The following is an 18,065-nucleotide window of genomic DNA, read 5'->3' as shown; positions in this document are numbered from 1 at the left end:
TCAAACTAACGCCCCGAAATTATGCATAAAGGAGCAAGAGCATGACGATAACAAGAAGTCAGGATAAAACAGATCATTTAAAGGTGCTGGGAAAGGGAGGACAGACTGAGTACCAGCTTGATGGCCCGCATGCTGGAATTTTGGAAACATTTCCTAACAATTACCCGCAACGTCCGTACATCGTCAGCGTTGAGTTTCCGGAGTATACGTCACTTTGCCCTATGACAGGCCAGCCTGACTTCGGGACAATTGTAGTAGAATATATTCCAAAAGACCGTATCGTAGAGTCAAAAAGTATTAAGTTGTACTTTTTTGCGTACCGTAACCATCAGTCCTTTATGGAGACTATTGCGAACACGATGCTTGAGGATTTTGTAGAGGCGCTTGCGCCCCTCTGGTGTCGAGTGAAAGGCCTCTTCAGTCCGCGTGGCGCGACAACTCTCCATGTTTTTGCTGAACAGTTTGATACCAGTTCGGATAATATTGACGAAATTAAAGCTATTGTTTCCGAATGGAAGCAGGAGCAGAATAGGCATTCCTCATAACAGGGAACAGAAAAGGGAGCACGATGCTCCCTTTTTTGTTCCCTGTTTCTAGTAAGTTATTTTTTCTAGACAAAAACATGTAGTGCGCACAATGCATCAGTACGGTGCATTATGGTGACATTCACTGCTATTAATACGCTATCTTAAGGTAGTATTAAAAATACAAATAGTTACATTGTGTGATGAAATTTAATTATATGCTTAGACTTTACATTTTTGCTCTTATTTCATAGATAATTCTTGCTACTAGAATTAGATTCTTATGATTATAATTGCATTTAACTATGTGCAGGTAGTTTTGCGTTTTTGATTAGTTTTCTGTCTTGAAAGGCGTGTTTTCAAAAGATGCTGCCCTTTAGTTACAAAAATGATCAGAGTTCTACTGCCATGTAGACGTATTCGACATAACAAAAGGCACGTTGGGGTGTGTTGTGAAAACAGCAACTTCACTGCACCTGAGTCGTTTATGTAGGTACAAAAAGCATAGTTAAAAACTTGTTATCGTATGCTTTTATTTTGGATTTTTTACGGGGAAGGAGAATTATGAGTGATTCACGTCCAACTGCACTTGTAACAGGTGCTAGTAAAGGAATTGGAGCAGCTATCGCGGTACAGCTTGCACAGGACGGATTTGATATTTTTCTCAATTACCGAAGTGACCACAACCAAGCAGAAAGAGTCGCTGAACAGGTAAAAGCTGCTGGAGCTTCATGTGCCCTCCTTCCTTTTGATGTAACTGATGGTGAGGCTGTTGAAGCGCAATTAGCACCTCTGTTGGATACTCCTCCATTTGTTCTTGTGAATAATGCGGGTTTTGCCGCTGATTCTCTGTTCGGAATGATGGACGACACCAGTTGGACGAGTGTTATTGATGTGCACTTAAATGGTTTCTTCAATGTTACACGCACTCTCCTTCCGCGCATGATGCGTAAGCGCAAAGGCCGGATTATTAATATTGCCTCAACAGCAGGGCAAACAGGTAACCCGGGGCAGGCAAACTATTCTGCCGCTAAAGCTGGGCTTATCGGGGCCACAAAATCATTAGCTGTAGAAGTTGCAAAGCGAAATATTCTTGTAAATGCCGTTGCTCCAGGATTTATTGAGACGGAAATGCTTGAAGGACTTCCTGTAGACGAGATTAAAAAGCGTGTCCCGCTCGGCAGATTCGGCAAACCGGAAGAAGTTGCGTATATGGTTTCTTTTCTTTGCTCAGATAAAGCGCAATACATTACTGGTCAGACGTTCTCTGTTAACGGGGGCATTTTCACATCATGATGCATCGAGTAGCTGTTACAGGCATTGGCATAGTTTCTTGTCTCGGCCTTGATCTGGACACCGTTCAGGAGTCTCTTAAACAAGGGAAAAGCGGTATCCAGGTCGTCAAAGAAAGAGAAGAACTTGGTTTTTTCAGTCCGCTTTCTGGAGTGATTACAGATTTTGATTATGCCGGCTGCGGGTTGACCCGTCGGCAGAAAAAAACAATGCCTAACTTCACCATTCAGGCCTATTCCGCGGTTACTCAGGCACTACAGACTGCTGGACTTACCGCTGAGGATATCCAAAATTCACGAACCGGTTTGATTTTCGGTAACGACTCCACAGCACGCGCTCAGGTTGAGCAGGCTGCGATAACTGAGCAGGACGCCTCCACTTCAGGTATCAGTTCAGGGTATTGTTTTAAAGCCATGACATCGACAATAACACTGAACTTGAATGTATTGCTTGGTGTTCGTGGAGCATCATGGAGTATCAGTTCCGCCTGCTCCAGTGGTGGACACGCCATCGGGCAGGCAGCGGATTTAATCGCGCTGGGTAGACAGGATCGTGTGATCTGCGGTGGAGCTCAAGAGATAAACTGGCAGTCGTTATGCAGCTTTGATGCGCTTGAAGCTTTTTCAAGACGTATTGACGCACCCGAAAAAGCAAGCCGTCCTTTTGATGCAGGCCGAGATGGGCTCGTACCTTCCGGTGGTGCGGCAGCGGTTATTTTAGAAAGATATGATCTGGCCGTTGAACGAGGCGCAACTATTTTGGGTGAACTTGAGGCATATGGCTTTTCTTCAGACGGCTCTGACCTTTGTCGTCCAAATGGCGAAGGCTTGCAGTCTGCGATGGAAGACGCTCTAGAACGCGCTCAGCTTCAGCCGTCAGATATTGACCTTGTAAGCGCTCACGCCACTTCTACCCCTGTAGGCGATAAAGCTGAAGCTTTTGCAATCAGCAATCTCTTTGGCGATCAAGGTGTAAACGTTACCGCATTGAAATCAATGACTGGACATGAACTGTGGATGTCCGGTGCGTCACAGGTTGTCTATACAATCCTACAAGCTCAAGGCGGTTTTACTGCGCGGACAATAAATTTTGAAACATCTGATGAAATGAGCGAGAAGCTACGGTTAGTTGTAGAAAGCAATACGACGGCTCCGGGACGCGTCATGCTTAACTCGGCAGGATTTGGTGGTACAAACGCTTGCCTCATCCTCAATACAAGAGGCGAATAGCATGCGTTGCGTGGTTATCGGTTCAGGATGTGCGGGATTAACATCTGCTCTTATTATGGCGAAAAATGGCTATGACGTAACTGTTGTGGAAAAAAGCCATCGCCCTGCTCCGTTGCTGCAAGGATTCCAACGCAAAGGCTTTTATTTTGATACGGGACTTCATTGCCTGAGCGGATTAAATGACGGAGAGCCGTTGCGGGTGTTGCTGGACTACCTCGGTCTATCGTCATGGCTCACCTATGTTCCCTTCGCAGAAGACTCGAGCTTTACGGTGCATTTCCCAGATAATGTTGTGTGGCAGATGCCGCAAGGCTATGAGGAATTAGAGCGTTCTTTATGTACGCTGTTCCCTAATGAACAGGCAGGTATCAGGAACTTTTTGAAAAAGGTTCGCCCTATCAGTCTAGCGTTTCAATACACTGCAGACTTTCAGGCAATTGCTTCAGCCCCTTTGGCTAACCGGTCTCTTAAAGAGGTTCTTGATGAACATATTTCAGAGCCTAAGGTGAAAACATGTTTGGGAATCCTAAATAACTTATTTTGTGGATTACAAGACTACGAGACCCCGTTTGGCTTTTTTGCAAGCAGCATTGGTACATATTTCAATGGCAGTGGAACGTTTAAGGGTGGTGGCACGGCGTTGTTTGAAGCACTTCGCACCGAGCTTAACGCTGCTGGATGCGAAATAATCTACGACAATGGCGTAACGGAAGTGTTGGTTGATAACAACAGAACAGCCGTGGGCGTCCGATTAACAGACGGAACAGAACTTGCGAGCGATATGCTGATTGCAACCTGTCACCCTGCTTCCTTGCTTGAGATAGTCCCCCAAAATTGCCTGCGAAATATTAGACGTACTTATTATAAAGAACTGGAGTCCACCACGTCGTTGGTTGGGGTGTATGGCTATTCTTCTATTCCTGTAAAAGAATTACAGCACGGTAATGTTGCTCTTGCTACAGAATGCTATGACCCCGACAGCACTTCATCCACGCTGGAGCAGCGGCAGATGCTGGTGACTTCTAACCGGACGGAGTCTGGAGAAACAGGTATTTCTATCCTTGTTCCATCTTCCTACTCAGAATGGGCTCAATTTGAGGGAGAGAAACCTCATCAACGTCAGAAAGGGTACTCTGCTGAAAAAAAGAGTGTCGCCAAACGAATTGTTGCTGCAGCGTCACGGGCATTACCTCAATTAGCTGAAAATTTTACTGTGCTCAGTATTAGTACTCCTTTGACTATTAAGGACTACTGCTGTGCACCTGAGGGCACGGCATACGGAGTAAAGCGTTCTTTACAACAGCTTTCTCCGACAGCTGCGTTTCCTATAAAAAATATGGTGTTATCAGGACAAGCTATTGTTGGTCCGGGAATTTTAGGTGCAATGACCGCAGGATTTGTTTCGTGTGGAGAAATTTTGGGACACACCTATCTTCAAAATGAGATGAAAAAATGCAGTTAAACAGAGTCGTAGTAACAGGTATGGGCGCTGTTTCGCCGTTTGGTGAGGGCGTTGAGTCTCTGCATGATGGTATTGCAGACATGCGCAGTGCGATTACACATATGGAACGAGCACGGGAAGTGCAGGATATGCGTTCCAGTATTGCAGGGCTTGTTCCAGAACTGAATGTTAAAGCCATTCCACGTAAAGACCGTCGCACAATGACTGATATGGGCGTTTTTGCATTGCTTGCGGCTAAAGAAGCCCTCGGAATGGCCGATATTACTGATGAACAGCTGGAGTCTGGACGGTTAGGCATGGCTTTATCATGCACAACTAACTGCGGTGAACTAATTGAAGATTTTTTTGTCCAGTATCTTCCCGAAAAGACATTAGATCACTGCAAATCGACAACTTTTTTTAAGTTTATGGGACATGCTGCGGTTTCCTCAGTTGCTCAAGCACTTGGCATAACAGGCCGTATTCTGGCACCTGCCGCCGCCTGCGCTACCAGTAGTCAGTCCATTGGATTAGGGTATGAAGCTATCCTTCTTGGGCAACAAGACATGATGATTTGCGGTGGTACTGAGGAATTACATCCGTTAAGCATTGCATCTTTTGATTTCATTAATGCAGCTTCAACAGGATTTAATGACTCCCCCAAAGATTCTCCACGGCCATTTGATGCCCAGCGTGACGGCGTTGTTTGTGCCGAAGGTGCGGGATTACTTTTGCTTGAATCGTATGACCATGCGATGAGCCGTGGTGCAAATATCCTTGCAGAAGTTGTAGGGTTTTCAACGCTCTCTTCGCCTAAGAACCCTGCTAACCCTGACAGCCATGCAATTAAACTATGCATGGAAGAAGCTCTGGCACAAGCCGGTCTGTCTCCAGACGATATAGACTATATTAATGCCCATGCCACTGGGACAACTGCAGGAGATATTGCTGAGTCAAAAGCGATTGAAGATCTTTTTGGTTCAACCACTCCTGTATCCAGCTTCAAAGGGCACCTTGGTCATACCCTTGCTGCAAGTGGTGCTCTGGAAATTATTGCGACTATTTCCGGTCTGCAAGGAGGGGCAGTATACCCCACTAGAAACCTGACACATGTTGACCCTGAATGTGGTGCGGTTAATCTGCTAAAAGAAACCTCCAGAGAACCGGTGACATATTTTTTGAAAAACAGTTTTGCCCTTGGTGGCATTAATGCTTCTCTCATTTTAAGGAGACTGTAACGTGACGCTTGCGACGATGACTAAAGAAGAGATTATTGCAATTACCAATAAAGCGATAAGTGATGAATTTGAATTTGAACTGGAGGATATGGTTCCAACAGCCCATCTTTATGAAGATCTCGGGCTCGATAGTCTTGATGCGGTTGACCTTGTTCTTGTTCTAGAAAAAGCCTTTGGCGTGAAGCTGCGAAATCAGCCAGAAGTGAAAGAAGTAAGAACACTTGAAGATATCTATCAGTTGATTATGCAACTGCAACAGACGGCAGAATAACGTTACTGGGTATGCGTATGACTACAAGAAAGTGCTCTTCAAGAATGTACACTCTGTTGCTGCTGTGTTTTCTGTTGATACACACACTCTGTACTTCGTTAGCTGCACTTCTTGCATCACCATATTTCTTTTTTATCAAGAGAATGCCTCTGGATAAAATGATCCGCCATTTTATCTGGCTTTATGGAAAGGGGTATGTGCTCTGCACTCGGTTTTTGATCCCCTCTTCGTTACGTTGGGAGGGTGACTATCCGTTTCCACTTGCAGCTCCGGCGGTTGTTGTCATGAATCATTTTTCGATTCTTGATTTATACTACCTCGGGCTCTTGCATAACGATGGTGATATTGTGTTTGTGACACAACGAAGACCTTTTTTAATTAAGCTATATGCTCCCTTCATGTCACTGGCAAAATACATTGATATGCGCACTGGAGATTTTCCAAGTTGTCTGGAGCAATGCAAAAAACACTTTGAAAATGGTAGCCGGGTCTTATTTTTCCCAGAAGCAGGACGAAGTCGCGACGGATCGTTGCAGCCATTCAAAAGTGCTGCATTCAGGGTGGCGACCGAATGCAAGGTTCCTGTCATCCCTTTTTGTATATCAGGGACTGACATTCTGCTTCCAGCAGGAGCTAAAAATATTACCCCTGCTACAATTTCGCTACGTATTTTACCCCCGGTAAAGCCGGACAACATTACCGGGGATTTTCCTCACAGAGTGCTTAAAAAAATTGTACATACACAGATGAATGATGCGTTGTCAGCGCAAAAAAATTTATAAAGGCACACTGATGAAAGAACAGGCTTCACTCTACGTTCCGCATCAAGGGGCAATGTTACTCGTTGATACTATTGTCGCCCACCACGATGAAAGCGGGACGGTTGAGACAACATTTACACCTGACAGCATGTTTGCAGATGCTGATGGTATCATTCAGCCATTAGTTTTTGTGGAGTTGCTTGCTCAGGGATTTGCAGCCTTGAATGGATATACAAATGTTATTCAGGGTGCAGAAGAACAAAAAGGCTTTCTTGTGGGTGTAAAAGACATCCGCTTTTATGACACACATCCGGTTACCGTAGGCATGAAACTCACAGCAAAATTAAAGGTTGATGTAAGATTTGACGATTTTGCTATGGTACACGGCTCTCTTTCGCACGGCGTAACATTGCTCATGGATGGAACTCTTAAACTTTATATTCCGGACAGTATGTAATGCGAACACTGTTAATGAGTTTTTTGGTGCTAATGATGACAATTGCACCTGCGTCATCCTTTAGTAAAGAACTTACTCTTTTTGAACGAATTAAAATTGCAAATGAAGATGTGCACTCACTGAAAGCAACATTTACACAATCTTCAAAACTTGCATTATTTAATGACCCACTTGTGGTTTCCGGTGAGTTAACACTGCAAAAGCCTGAGTTTTTGCGTTGGGAATACACCAAGCCAAGCGTGTCAGGTTTTATTCTGAATGATGGAGATGGACTTCAATGGACAAGTACGGGCAGAAACTATTCTGTAGTACGCACTGAGCTTTCTACGTTTTTGCGAACCATGGCAAGCCAGATGCTTTTGTGGGTCAATATTGATGAAGAAGCTCTCTCTGAAGATTTTCGAGTTACCATTTTATCAACTGAGCCGCCGGTCATTAAACTTGAATCTAAAGACAAGGAAATGGCAAAGTTTATTAAAAGCATTGTCATTGAACTTCCAGTGTCGTTACGAGGTATCAGTCGGATTATTGTTACAGAAGGTAATGACAGTATTATTACTCTTACTTTCAGTAATATTGAAATTAACCCTGTGTTATCCGAAACAACGTTTGTAAAGCCATGATTCGAATTGTTTCCAATGCATATAGCTACTTTGCTCAGCGCAGATTGCTTTTGATACTTTGCATCTGCGGTATCGTGCTTTGTAGTGCTTTGTCATTATATACAATGACGTTGGAAGAAAATATCGGATATATGCTGCCCGACACTGAATCCAGATTAAATTCAGATCTTGATATCATTCAGTCTGCTCCTCTACAGCGCAAAGTCATTATTACGCTTAAGGCGGAAGATGATGATCTTTCAGGAAGCGTTCTGGCAAAGACAACGGCACTCATTGCCGAAGCCATGAATCCAGAGTTTTTTACGGATGTCATGTATAAGCCTGAGTCGTTGAATCCTAAGTTTTTTATTGCGTTGCGGGATATGTTGCCAAGTTTGTTCTCTAAAGAGATTGAGCAGCACGTTGGACAAATGATTACTGAAGAGGAAATTGCAACGACGCTTCGGAAGCAGAAGCAACGACTGGGGACTATGGAAGGCCTTGTCCTTTCGTCCACAATTGCAGCTGACCCGTTGAACTTGCATCAAAATGCTCTCAAAAACCTTGCGGCGCTTGCATACATGCGTAACATTCGTGTGCTGCATGGTGTCTATATGACGGAAGACGGCAAGCATAGCTTGATAATGGCTTCCACTCCGGTGAAAGTAACTGATTCAAAAGCAGCAGTAGCCTTAGAGGATGAGTTTCACAGACTGTTTAAAATGCTTCCGACCGGAATCACCCCGATTGCGATAAGTGCACAGCGGTATACAGCGGCTAATGTACTCACCATTAAAGATGATATTGAGATAACCTCAATTTTTGCATGTATCCTGCTCTTCCTCATAGCAATTATCTTTTTACGAACTAAGCAGCTGTTCTTTTTACTTTTACTTCCTTGCCTGTCTTATTGTGCTGGTGCCGCAGCTGTTGCCATTGGCTGGAGACCAGCTTCAGCAATGACATTTGGATTTGGGCCTGTTCTTGTCGGGATGACAATAGATTTCGGATTACATCTTTACTATATCCTTGGCTCAAATACAGAATCAAAATCAGAACTGCTTAAAAAGGCTTCAGTTCCGATTGTTATTAGTGGTGTCACGACAATTGCAGCTTTTGCACTTTTAATGCTCTCACCTGTCCCCGGGTTACGACAGCTTTCTGCCTTTATTACTGTTGGCCTCACCACAGCACTTATTCTTACCCTTTTTGTTTTCCCGCACTTTATTACTGGTTGCGAAAGGCCAGTTGCTTCGCGTCCCCTTTCGCCCTCTTCTCCACTTCGTCGAGTGGTTATTCTGGCTGTTGCTGTATGGTTTTTAGTAATTGGCTGTTTCGGCATTAGTGATTTGCACTTTCAAGATCATATCAGGTCACTGGGAGTACGTCCGGACTACTTGGTTGATGGTGAAAAAATGGTGCGGAAAATCTGGGGAACACCTGAAAATGAAGCATTGCTTTTTGCTTCAGGCGATTCTGTAGATACAGTTGTCCATAACACACATGAGAGTCTGGCATTGCTTCCCAAAGAAGATGCTACATCTGTTATTGGTCTTACTCCATTGCTTCCATGTTTAGATGTGCAGAAGGTAAACCAAGAAAATTGGATGAACTTCTGGGCGATGCATCCAGATGTTGCAACGCAAGTCCAAGAACAAGGGCGAACATTGGGCTTTGCCAAACATGCGTTTTCACCTTTTTATGATTTCTTGAAGACGCAACCGCACGATATTTCATTACAAAATTTACGAAAATTAGGTGTCGGATCATTAGTTGATACTCTCCTTGTTGAAAGGGTGCCGTCAAGAACAACAGTAACAGACGGTACTGATATTTCCCGGGCTGTAACGCTTATTTCCTATTTACCAGATACTATCACTGTAAATGCTGCTTTTTCCCCGAAAGTAGAAGAGGAATATGGTGTTCGTCTCATATCAGGGTCCCGATTAGGTAATGAGCTTGCAAAGGTGCTGACGAGTACATTTGCACAATTTATCATCTATGCCTTTTTCCTGATTATCGTCTGCATTGCAGTAATACATCGCTCGTTAAAACAATGTGTGAGTGCATTACTGCCTGCTTGTTTTGGGCTACTTATGATGGGCGGCGTGTTCGGGCTACTAGACAGACCGCTCAGCTTATTCAGCATTGCCGGAGCCTTGCTTGTTCTTGGGCATGGTGTGGATTATGGCGTATACGCTACGCATGCCATCAAGAATAATAGTCTTGGAACGTCGAAGGCTATTCTTGTTTCCGGTTTAACCAGCCTTGCAGGATTTGGCTCCCTACTCTTAGCAGATCACCCCGCTCTGTATGACATGGGACTCAGCGTTTTTTCCGGCTTGCTTGGAGCTATGCCGTGCGCGCTTTTTGTTCTTCCTGCTCTATTTACAAAGGACTCGATCAGCTCATGAAACATTTTCTGTGCATACTCATCATCCTTCTAGCGGGATGTGCGAAGCAATTACCCCCCCCGTTGCCAGCTATGCCTGAGATTCAACCAACTTTACTTGAGCATACTTGGCCAGCCAACGAAGGAACATTTCAGGTAAGCGGTTCACTATGTATTTTTTCTATTACAATTCCGGTTCAAGGTATTGTTTCTATGGAAAAAGGTGGTAAGTCCGTTTCCATTGCTCTTCTCACACAACTTGGCACTTCTATTTTTGAGGCAAAACTTACTCAGGATGACTACACAATGGTCACCGTTTCCCCAACCCTGAAAAAGTATCCCAGCCTTGAACCAATCTTAATCCGCATGGCGCGTGCACTTTATCTTCCAGAGCCGTTATCCGCTGTCTGCACCGCAGAAGGAAAAGAGAATATGGCACAACTGCGTTGTGAGGATAAGAAGATATTATACAGCTACTCTTTGTCGCCAAAACGGTCTGATGTTATTCAACTTCGTCGGCGCATAAATGCTGAGAAAGAAACAATGGTGTATTTGCAAAAATGGAAAGAGCAACATGGGGTCTCCTACCCTACACGCCTTTTCTATAAGGACGGCAGTTTGGGCTTTATAGGAAAACTGACACAGAAGCCGATCTCTTGCCCCCATAATATGACAGCTGAGATAAAGAATGACGTCGATTGAAACAAGCATGAATAACGCGCTGGTTGGAACGATAGACCACGCTGGTGAGCATGCAGAAGCACGATTTAATTTTCCTGTAGACTTTAAAGGATTTGATGGTCATTTCCCCGGTCATCCAATTCTTCCTGCAGTTCTTCAAATCATGCTTGGTAAACTTGTGTGTAATGTTGTTGCAGGCGAGCAGCTACGCGTGACATCTATCAGTCGTGCAAAGTTTTCACAGGAGATTCCACCAGCTACAGATATTCATGTTGCTGTTGATCGAAAAGAACATTCTGCTGAAAACACACATAGATTTTCTGTAAAATTATCAGTTGATACTATGACAGCTGCTACGTTTACCCTGTTTTGTGAGATTGAGCGGACAAATGCGTAAGGACTATTTTAAAATTGATCTAGATGCTCCTGAACCGCTTGTCGCTGAGGTAAAGCGTACCGTTCGCTTTCAGGAAGTGGATATGCTGGGCATTGTCTGGCATGGGCACTATGCAAGTTTCTTTGAAGATGCCCGAATGGCTCTGGGGAGAAGATACGGTGTTTCCTACCTCGATTTTTATCGGGAAAAAGTGGCTGCACCTATCAGAAAGCTTCATGCAGATTACTTTCGACCACTCTATTTTGATAAAGAATATTCAATTAAAGCAAGGTTGCACTACACAGACGCGGCCAAAATTAATTACGACTTTTTTATATATAATGAAACCGGAGAACTGTGTACATCAGGTTATTCGGTACAGATGTTAGTATGTCCTGAAAGTCAGGAACTATTGCTTGCTCCACCGCCTTTTTATCAAGATTTTCTTGATAATTGGCGCGACGGCACACTTGCTGACAAAGAGCGCTGTGAGTTTAGCTGAACAGTAATAACGCGTTATGGTCATGTTTCCAAGGTAACACCATCAGTCATTAACTCAATTTCCAACATATTCTGAAGAGCTGCTATGAAAATTCGCTTAATCTACCCGTACTGGCAGAAACTGGCTCGTCAAACTGAATTTCATCTTCCACCGTATGGACCTGTTTCCTTTGCTGCAACGGTTCCGGATGATGTTGAAATTGAATTCATTGATGACAACCTTGAAACCTGGGACTATGAGACGGACGCTGATATTGTGGCGTTATCCATAATGCTGACGTGTCAGATACCGAAGGCAATGGAGATAGCTGCTGAATACCGGAAACGCGGTGTGCCTGTAATGTGCGGTGGAATTGCCGCCATGTTGCATGCAGATGAAGTTGCACCTCAAGTGGATTCTATCTTCCTTGGCGAAGCTGAGGGACGAACAGAAAAAGTGCTCGAAGATTTTAGAAAAGGGAAAATGAAGCGTGTATATGACTACATGGGACAACTTCCTGACATAAATCTCGTCGGACATGCTCGCCGTGATATTCTTAATCGCGATAACTACAACTATCGTGGTGTACAGATGCTGGATCTCATCAGCGCATCCAGAGGGTGCAAATTTAACTGTTTCCCTTGCTGTACCAGTTACTTGGGAGGCAGGCAGTTCCGTCCACGTCCTATCGACACCGTTATTTCTGAGCTTGATGCAATTCAGAATAACCGGGTGTTTATGGTGGACAACTCTCTTTCACAGGATAAAGAGTGGTTGATTGATCTTTTCACTGAAATGATCCCGTTAAAGAAAAAATGGGTGAGCCATCCAGTTATGTATGACGAGAAGGTGATGGATTTAGCTGCACAAGCTGGCTGCTGGTATGTTTATCAAGCAATTTTTGATACTTCTGACGTTATTCGTGACCGAATAAAAATGTTAAAAGATCATGGCATTGGTATTGAAGGAACAATTTTGCTTGGTACAGATGACCATGATGAAGATTACATAAAGCGTCTGGTGGACTTCTTGTTGGAAATGGAGCTGGATATCGCAGAATTTACTATTATGACTCCATTCCCGCATACTCCACTGCGTGCAAAATTAGAGAAAGAAAAACGCATCTTGCACAATGACTGGAGCAAGTACACAACCGACCAAGTTGTTTATCAGCCAAAGGAAATGTCTGTAGAAAGTTTGCAGAATATGTATGACTACTGCTGGGACACTTTTTACGCAGAAAACGGTCATCAGGTTCATATGGGTGAGCTTTTTAAACAAGTTATACGTAAAGAAATGGATGACGGGACATACCGCCGCTATGATCCTAAACGTAAAACGGGCTTCTCAGCTGCACAGAAGGCCAGCTAATGGCACGGATTCTTCTTATTGGTTGTAATCAGGCTACGTCACCCTACCACGTGTTTCCGTTAGGACTTGCGCAGGTTGCAGGTGCGTTAAACTCACAAGGGCACGAAGTACGGCAAATTGATATTTTGAGCAGTGAGCTGTCCATAGCTGAGTTGCTGGCAAAGCATGCTTCTTTTGAACCGCATGCAATTGGAGTTTCTGTCCGTAATATTGATGATGTAGATTCGCACAATATTGAAGCCAACTGGTATCTTGCGCAAACACGCAATGTGATCGTGGAGATAAAGAAACAGTACGCTGTTCCGGTTATTTTAGGCGGAGCGGGGTTTTCTCTTATGGCTGAGAAAATTCTCGAATTCACAGGTGCTGATGTAGGCGTTATCGGAGAAGGTGAAACAGCAATGCCTGAGCTGATAAAAAAATTATCAGCGTCAAACTGGCAAGCGACTGCGCTACCACGCGTTTTTTCAGCCCCCCTACTGACGGGCGACAAAATCCCTGCGCCGCTTATTGACCATGATATGGGAAAATTTTACGCACAGAAAACAGGGATAATGGGAATTCAAAGTAAGCGTGGTTGCCCTTATGGCTGTGCCTATTGCTCGTATCCGCTTATAGAAGGAGCAAAATTACGATGCCGTGAACCGGAAAGTGTTGCAGAACAAATGGAGCGTGCTCATAAGGACTTTGGCGTCTCACATTTTGTTTTCTGTGACTCGGTGTTTAATGATAAGCAAGGCCACTTTTTACAGGTTGCGGAAGCGATTAAAAAGCGGTCACTACCAGTTCATTGGTCCGGCTATTTCCGCCCTTCACATATGACAAAAGATGAATTGGAATTTTTACAGTCTGCGGGGCTAAATGCGCTAGAGATCGGCACAGACAGTGCATCTGATGCAACTTTGGAAGGCATGAACAAGCCATTCACCTTTGATGATGTTCATCATTTCAATTCTCTCTGTACTGAGCTGGAACTGGCGGCTGCACATTTTATTATTATGGGTGGCCCCAAAGAAGATCGCTCTACCGTAAAGACTGGGTTGCGGAATATAAAAGCACTCACCCGCAGCGTTGTTTTTGTCTATCAGGGAGCACGCGTTCTTCCAGGGACACGTATAGAGAAAATTGCACGGGACGAAGGTGTGATTGCACCTCAGGATTCTTTGCTGAGGCCAGTGTATTACCACTCTCCTCTGATTTCAGAGGAAGAAGTTAAAGTGATGCTTGAAGCTGATTTTGCGGGGGACATTACCCGTCTTTTCCCGCCATCAAAAGCAGATAAAATGGATAAGGCACTTAGAAGTATGGGACATAAAGGTATTTTATGGGACAAGCTGCTTGCGCGCCCTACCGGACGTACACGACAACGTAGCTCACGTGCTTCTGCAGACAGGGGATGTAATGGCTAATACCCAGCGTCCGCTTATTGTTATCCCGGTGTATAATCACCGCGAAGGACTTTCTGCTGTTGCGATCGAGGCACTCTCTTACGGTGATGTTCTTATTGTAAATGATGGCTCAACTGACAATGTTGACCTTGATATTGCGGCACTTCCGGTTGCCTCTATTAAGCATGATGTCAATAAAGGCAAAGGGGCAGCTATCTTGTCTGCAGCTCGTTTTGCCCAAGAACAAGGGTATACCCACATCATCACTATAGATGCAGACGGACAGCATCTGGCTTCAGATCTTCCCAAATTTTTTGCGGAAATTGAAGCAGCTCCTCAGTCTGTCGTTGTCGGTGTTCGTGATTTTTCCAATGCAAAAAAACGCAATATTCCCGGGTCTGCAACATTTGGGCGTGCGTTTTCCAATTTTTGGTTTCGTGTGCAAACCGGTGAGAAAGGCTTTGATACACAAAGCGGCTTCCGAGCGTATCCTGTAATGATGCTTCAGGAGCTTACTTTTAGTGAATCACGATATTCATTTGAAATTGAGGTGTTGGTAAAAGCTGCATGGGCAGGCTTATCCATTAATTGGATTCCGATTGATGTTCATTACCCGGAACCTGATAAACGAGTAAGTCATCTGCATCGTATAAAAGATAATGTTCTTCTCTCGTGGCTGAATACTCGTCTGACTATTCGTGCGATGCTTCCTCTACCACACCGCAAGCTTGTGCGGGTTGAGAATCAGACCACAGATGACTCAGAGCAATTCTACCTGACACGACCAGTTGATTCTTTGCGCGATATGGTGCGGCAAGGCGCAAGCCCTGAGTACGTCGGGTACTCTGCAGCGCTCGGCGTATTGCTGGGTACATGGCCGTTGTTTGGTATTCATACAGTTGCAACTTTATTCGCGGCAAGTTTCTTGCGGCTGTCGAAAGTTATTTCTGTTGGCACCAGTCAGTTCTGCATGCCACCTCTTGTTCCTGCACTGTGCATTGAAGTTGGGTATTACATCCGCAATGGCGAATGGCTGACGGATGTTTCATGGCAGACATTAGGTGTGGAATTTTTAGATAGAGCCTGGGAATGGATATTAGGGTCGCTGATTGTCGCCCCAGTTTTAGCAGCAGGCACCGGAATAGTTTTTTATATTTTGACCAGATCCATAGGTAGATTGAGACAGGAAATATGACCCGAAAGGCAACCTCAAACCAGTCGGCACAAACATGGAGCAGTAAAAGCCTCGCGAGCCACTGGCAGCATGAATTTTTTTATTTACTTATCCAGTTTTGCGGGCGCTGGCCTGCATATATTTTTTCGTACATTGTTGTGCTTTGCTATGTCCTGTTTGTACCGGAAGTACACAGGCGTTCTTCATACTACATTGGTAAACGGTTTCCAAAAGCAAACAAACTTGCCCGCTGGTATCACGTTTGGCGTTTGTGCCAGAATATGGCTATCGCATTAATCGATAAAGCGGCTATTGGAATTCGTGGCACTGAGGAGTTTACCTACTCCCTCAAAGGGTTAGAGGAGCTAAAAGAGTTACAGGCACAGGGAAACGGCTTGATACTGCTCACAGCGCATGCCGGTTCATGGCAGGCCTCTTTGGGCGGGCTTGATCTTCTTGAAACGCCTGTGCATGTAATGATGTATCGGGGTGAAGGCGATGTAGATATCCCCTATTTTGAATTCACTGCACGCCACAACATCAATGTAATCCCTGCTGAAGATACCATGGGCAGCGTAATCGCTGTTGCAGCTGCATTACGGAAAAATGAACTTGTGGCCATTATGGGGGATAGAATTTTTCCTCCGACTGCGTATACAGCCAGCGTCGATTTTCTGGGAGATTCAGCATTATTTCCCACTGCTGCTTATAAAATTGCCCAAAGTACCCAAGCCCCTGTGGCTTTACTGTTAACCCGTAAGATCGGTGCATCACAAATGGAACTTTCTGTGGCGCACATTCTTACTGTACCTAAATCGGCGAAAAATAATTTTACACCGTATGCGCAAGAAGTTGCGCATGCGTTAGAAGACTACGTTCAAACTACCCCGTATCAATTCTATAACTTCTTCGACCTCTGGAGCACGACCAATGAGTGATATGCATCAAAAACTGAAAGAACTTTTCATTACAGAACTGAACCTTGAAGATATTACTATTGAAGATTGGGAAAATGATACGCCTCTTTTTGGCGATGGAATCGGTCTCGATTCTCTGGATGCTGTAGAAATTGTAGTTCTTATTGAAAAATATTTCGGCATTGCCATTGCTAGCGCTGATGAAGGTAAAACAGCGATGCTGTCAGTTAACACGTTAGTTGATTTTATCAAGGAAAAACAGGCAAATGCCTAAGGCTTTTATTTCTGGAACCGGATGTATTACCGGCTCCGGCACAACTGCACAGAGCACTCTTGAGGCCATGTATGCTGGTACCGCCTCTCCTGCTCCTTTTACCCGCCATACAATGGATTGGGGGAAAGACGCTCTTGTATTTGCAGTTGATGATGCTGTACTTCAAGCATCATGGGGAAGTGCGGAAAAATATGGACGTACAACCCGTTTGGGAATTGGCGCTGCGTTACAGGCACTTGCAGCTGCAGGTCTTACTCCTGAAGAAATTTCCAATAAGCGAATCGGCGTTGTCATGGGGACTACAGTCGGATGCTCGATGAACAGTATTCCATTTTATGAAGAATACCGTACGTACAGCATAAACCCTGATGCAGAAAAACCGTCCATGCTTCCTATTCGTCGTTTTTTACGTAGCAACCCTGCTGAAGCGATTGCGCATGAGCTATTTTTAACAGGCCCGACACAAGCCATTGTAAATGCGTGTGCATCTGGAACTGACGCTATCGGCATCGGGCTCCAATGGATTGAGTCCGGTATCTGTGACATGGTTCTTGCCGGTGGCTGTGATGCCTTAACACGCGTGACCCTAAATGGATTTAACTCACTCATGGTCATGGATAGTGAACATTGCAGACCATTTGATGAAACCCGAAAAGGATTAAATCTGGGGGAAGGGGCAGGAGTACTGCTTCTGGAGTCTGAAGATTCTGCTCTTGCACGCGGTGCCAAGCCTAAGGCACAGCTTTCCGGCTATGCAACCGCTTGTGATGCACACCATCTTACTGCACCGCATCCGCAAGGACGCGGGTTGATCCGAGCAATAACACAACTTACTGCTAATGGTAGCATCAGACCAGATGAAGTAGGATTTGTTAATGTTCATGGGACAGGCACAAAAGATAATGATGCTGTTGAAGGGTATGTTATGCATACCCTGCTACCGCACGTTCCTTTTTTTTCTTCTAAAGGTGCCACTGGGCATACTCTTGGTGCAGCGGGCGGTATTGAGGCCGCGTTATGTGTTCAATGTCTGGAGCAAGGTTCTATTCCTCCTACAACAGGACTTTCAACTTCTGATCCAAGCATTCCTGCTTCGCCAGTTACCGTCGCAACAACTTTTGCTGGCACAACGGCGCTTTCTACATCATTAGCATTTGGCGGCATTGCATCAGTGCTCGCTATCTCTCACATTTAA

Annotated in this window: 19 protein-coding genes; all 19 read left to right on the top strand. The window is 44.6% G+C overall.

Annotated features, from left to right (window positions below; all coding sequences use genetic code 11):
- Positions 1-41 precede the first annotated feature (41 nt).
- Positions 42-545: a preQ(1) synthase gene (queF, locus tag SP90_RS10740; protein WP_066855764.1), complete on the top strand. Its 504-nt coding sequence runs from the start codon at positions 42-44 to the stop codon at positions 543-545.
- Between the two features lie 543 nt (positions 546-1,088).
- A complete protein-coding gene (gene fabG, locus SP90_RS10735; RefSeq protein WP_066855761.1) occupies positions 1,089-1,820 on the top strand; it encodes a 3-oxoacyl-ACP reductase FabG in 732 nt (243 codons plus the stop codon).
- Positions 1,817-3,046 carry a beta-ketoacyl-[acyl-carrier-protein] synthase family protein gene (locus tag SP90_RS10730; RefSeq protein WP_197498790.1) on the top strand — a complete coding sequence of 410 codons (1,230 nt, stop codon included), beginning with the start codon at positions 1,817-1,819 and terminating at the stop codon, positions 3,044-3,046. Before fabG ends, SP90_RS10730 begins: the two co-directional genes overlap by 4 nt.
- Before the next feature lies 1 nt (position 3,047).
- A complete protein-coding gene (locus SP90_RS10725) occupies positions 3,048-4,508 on the top strand; it encodes a phytoene desaturase family protein (RefSeq protein WP_066855758.1) in 1,461 nt (486 codons plus the stop codon).
- Positions 4,499-5,725: a beta-ketoacyl-[acyl-carrier-protein] synthase family protein gene (locus SP90_RS10720; RefSeq protein WP_066855755.1), complete on the top strand. Its 1,227-nt coding sequence runs from the start codon at positions 4,499-4,501 to the stop codon at positions 5,723-5,725. The genes SP90_RS10725 and SP90_RS10720 overlap by 10 nt, the downstream gene beginning before the upstream one ends.
- Before the next feature lies 1 nt (position 5,726).
- Positions 5,727-5,996 (top strand): acyl carrier protein, encoded by a 270-nt coding sequence (locus tag SP90_RS10715; RefSeq protein WP_231895556.1) that lies wholly within the window; start codon positions 5,727-5,729, stop codon positions 5,994-5,996.
- Positions 5,997-6,139: 143 nt separating this feature from the next.
- Entirely contained in the window at positions 6,140-6,778 is a 639-nt protein-coding gene (locus SP90_RS10710; protein WP_066855752.1) for a lysophospholipid acyltransferase family protein, read from the top strand.
- A 10-nt stretch (positions 6,779-6,788) separates the two neighbouring features.
- Positions 6,789-7,214, top strand: coding sequence for a hypothetical protein (locus tag SP90_RS10705; RefSeq protein ID WP_066855847.1), 426 nt, complete (start codon positions 6,789-6,791; stop codon positions 7,212-7,214).
- A gap of 35 nt (positions 7,215-7,249) precedes the next feature.
- A complete protein-coding gene (locus SP90_RS10700; protein ID WP_066855749.1) occupies positions 7,250-7,837 on the top strand; it encodes a LolA family protein in 588 nt (195 codons plus the stop codon).
- Between the two features lie 131 nt (positions 7,838-7,968).
- Positions 7,969-10,230 carry an MMPL family transporter gene (locus SP90_RS10695; RefSeq protein ID WP_197498789.1) on the top strand — a complete coding sequence of 754 codons (2,262 nt, stop codon included), beginning with the start codon at positions 7,969-7,971 and terminating at the stop codon, positions 10,228-10,230.
- Positions 10,227-10,910, top strand: a complete 684-nt coding sequence (locus SP90_RS10690) for a hypothetical protein (RefSeq protein WP_157471247.1) — start codon at positions 10,227-10,229, stop codon at positions 10,908-10,910. Before SP90_RS10695 ends, SP90_RS10690 begins: the two co-directional genes overlap by 4 nt.
- Positions 10,897-11,286 carry a 3-hydroxyacyl-ACP dehydratase FabZ family protein gene (locus SP90_RS10685; RefSeq protein ID WP_066855741.1) on the top strand — a complete coding sequence of 130 codons (390 nt, stop codon included), beginning with the start codon at positions 10,897-10,899 and terminating at the stop codon, positions 11,284-11,286. Before SP90_RS10690 ends, SP90_RS10685 begins: the two co-directional genes overlap by 14 nt.
- The gene (locus SP90_RS10680) at positions 11,279-11,767 is read left to right on the top strand and encodes an acyl-CoA thioesterase (RefSeq protein WP_066855738.1); all 489 of its coding nucleotides are present in this window, start codon (positions 11,279-11,281) and stop codon (positions 11,765-11,767) included. Before SP90_RS10685 ends, SP90_RS10680 begins: the two co-directional genes overlap by 8 nt.
- A gap of 84 nt (positions 11,768-11,851) precedes the next feature.
- Positions 11,852-13,117 carry a B12-binding domain-containing radical SAM protein gene (locus tag SP90_RS10675; protein WP_066855735.1) on the top strand — a complete coding sequence of 422 codons (1,266 nt, stop codon included), beginning with the start codon at positions 11,852-11,854 and terminating at the stop codon, positions 13,115-13,117.
- Positions 13,117-14,526 carry a lipid biosynthesis B12-binding/radical SAM protein gene (locus tag SP90_RS10670; protein ID WP_066855732.1) on the top strand — a complete coding sequence of 470 codons (1,410 nt, stop codon included), beginning with the start codon at positions 13,117-13,119 and terminating at the stop codon, positions 14,524-14,526. The genes SP90_RS10675 and SP90_RS10670 overlap by 1 nt, the downstream gene beginning before the upstream one ends.
- Positions 14,519-15,700, top strand: coding sequence for a DUF2062 domain-containing protein (locus SP90_RS10665; RefSeq protein ID WP_066855730.1), 1,182 nt, complete (start codon positions 14,519-14,521; stop codon positions 15,698-15,700). The genes SP90_RS10670 and SP90_RS10665 overlap by 8 nt, the downstream gene beginning before the upstream one ends.
- Positions 15,697-16,617: a lysophospholipid acyltransferase family protein gene (locus tag SP90_RS10660; RefSeq protein ID WP_066855727.1), complete on the top strand. Its 921-nt coding sequence runs from the start codon at positions 15,697-15,699 to the stop codon at positions 16,615-16,617. The genes SP90_RS10665 and SP90_RS10660 overlap by 4 nt, the downstream gene beginning before the upstream one ends.
- Positions 16,610-16,870: a phosphopantetheine-binding protein gene (locus SP90_RS10655; RefSeq protein ID WP_066855724.1), complete on the top strand. Its 261-nt coding sequence runs from the start codon at positions 16,610-16,612 to the stop codon at positions 16,868-16,870. The genes SP90_RS10660 and SP90_RS10655 overlap by 8 nt, the downstream gene beginning before the upstream one ends.
- Positions 16,863-18,065 carry a beta-ketoacyl-[acyl-carrier-protein] synthase family protein gene (locus SP90_RS10650; RefSeq protein WP_066855721.1) on the top strand — a complete coding sequence of 401 codons (1,203 nt, stop codon included), beginning with the start codon at positions 16,863-16,865 and terminating at the stop codon, positions 18,063-18,065. Before SP90_RS10655 ends, SP90_RS10650 begins: the two co-directional genes overlap by 8 nt.

The organism is Halodesulfovibrio spirochaetisodalis (assembly GCF_001672295.1).
Classification (GTDB): domain Bacteria; phylum Desulfobacterota; class Desulfovibrionia; order Desulfovibrionales; family Desulfovibrionaceae; genus Halodesulfovibrio; species Halodesulfovibrio spirochaetisodalis.
This window is presented reverse-complemented; position numbering and strand designations above follow the sequence as displayed.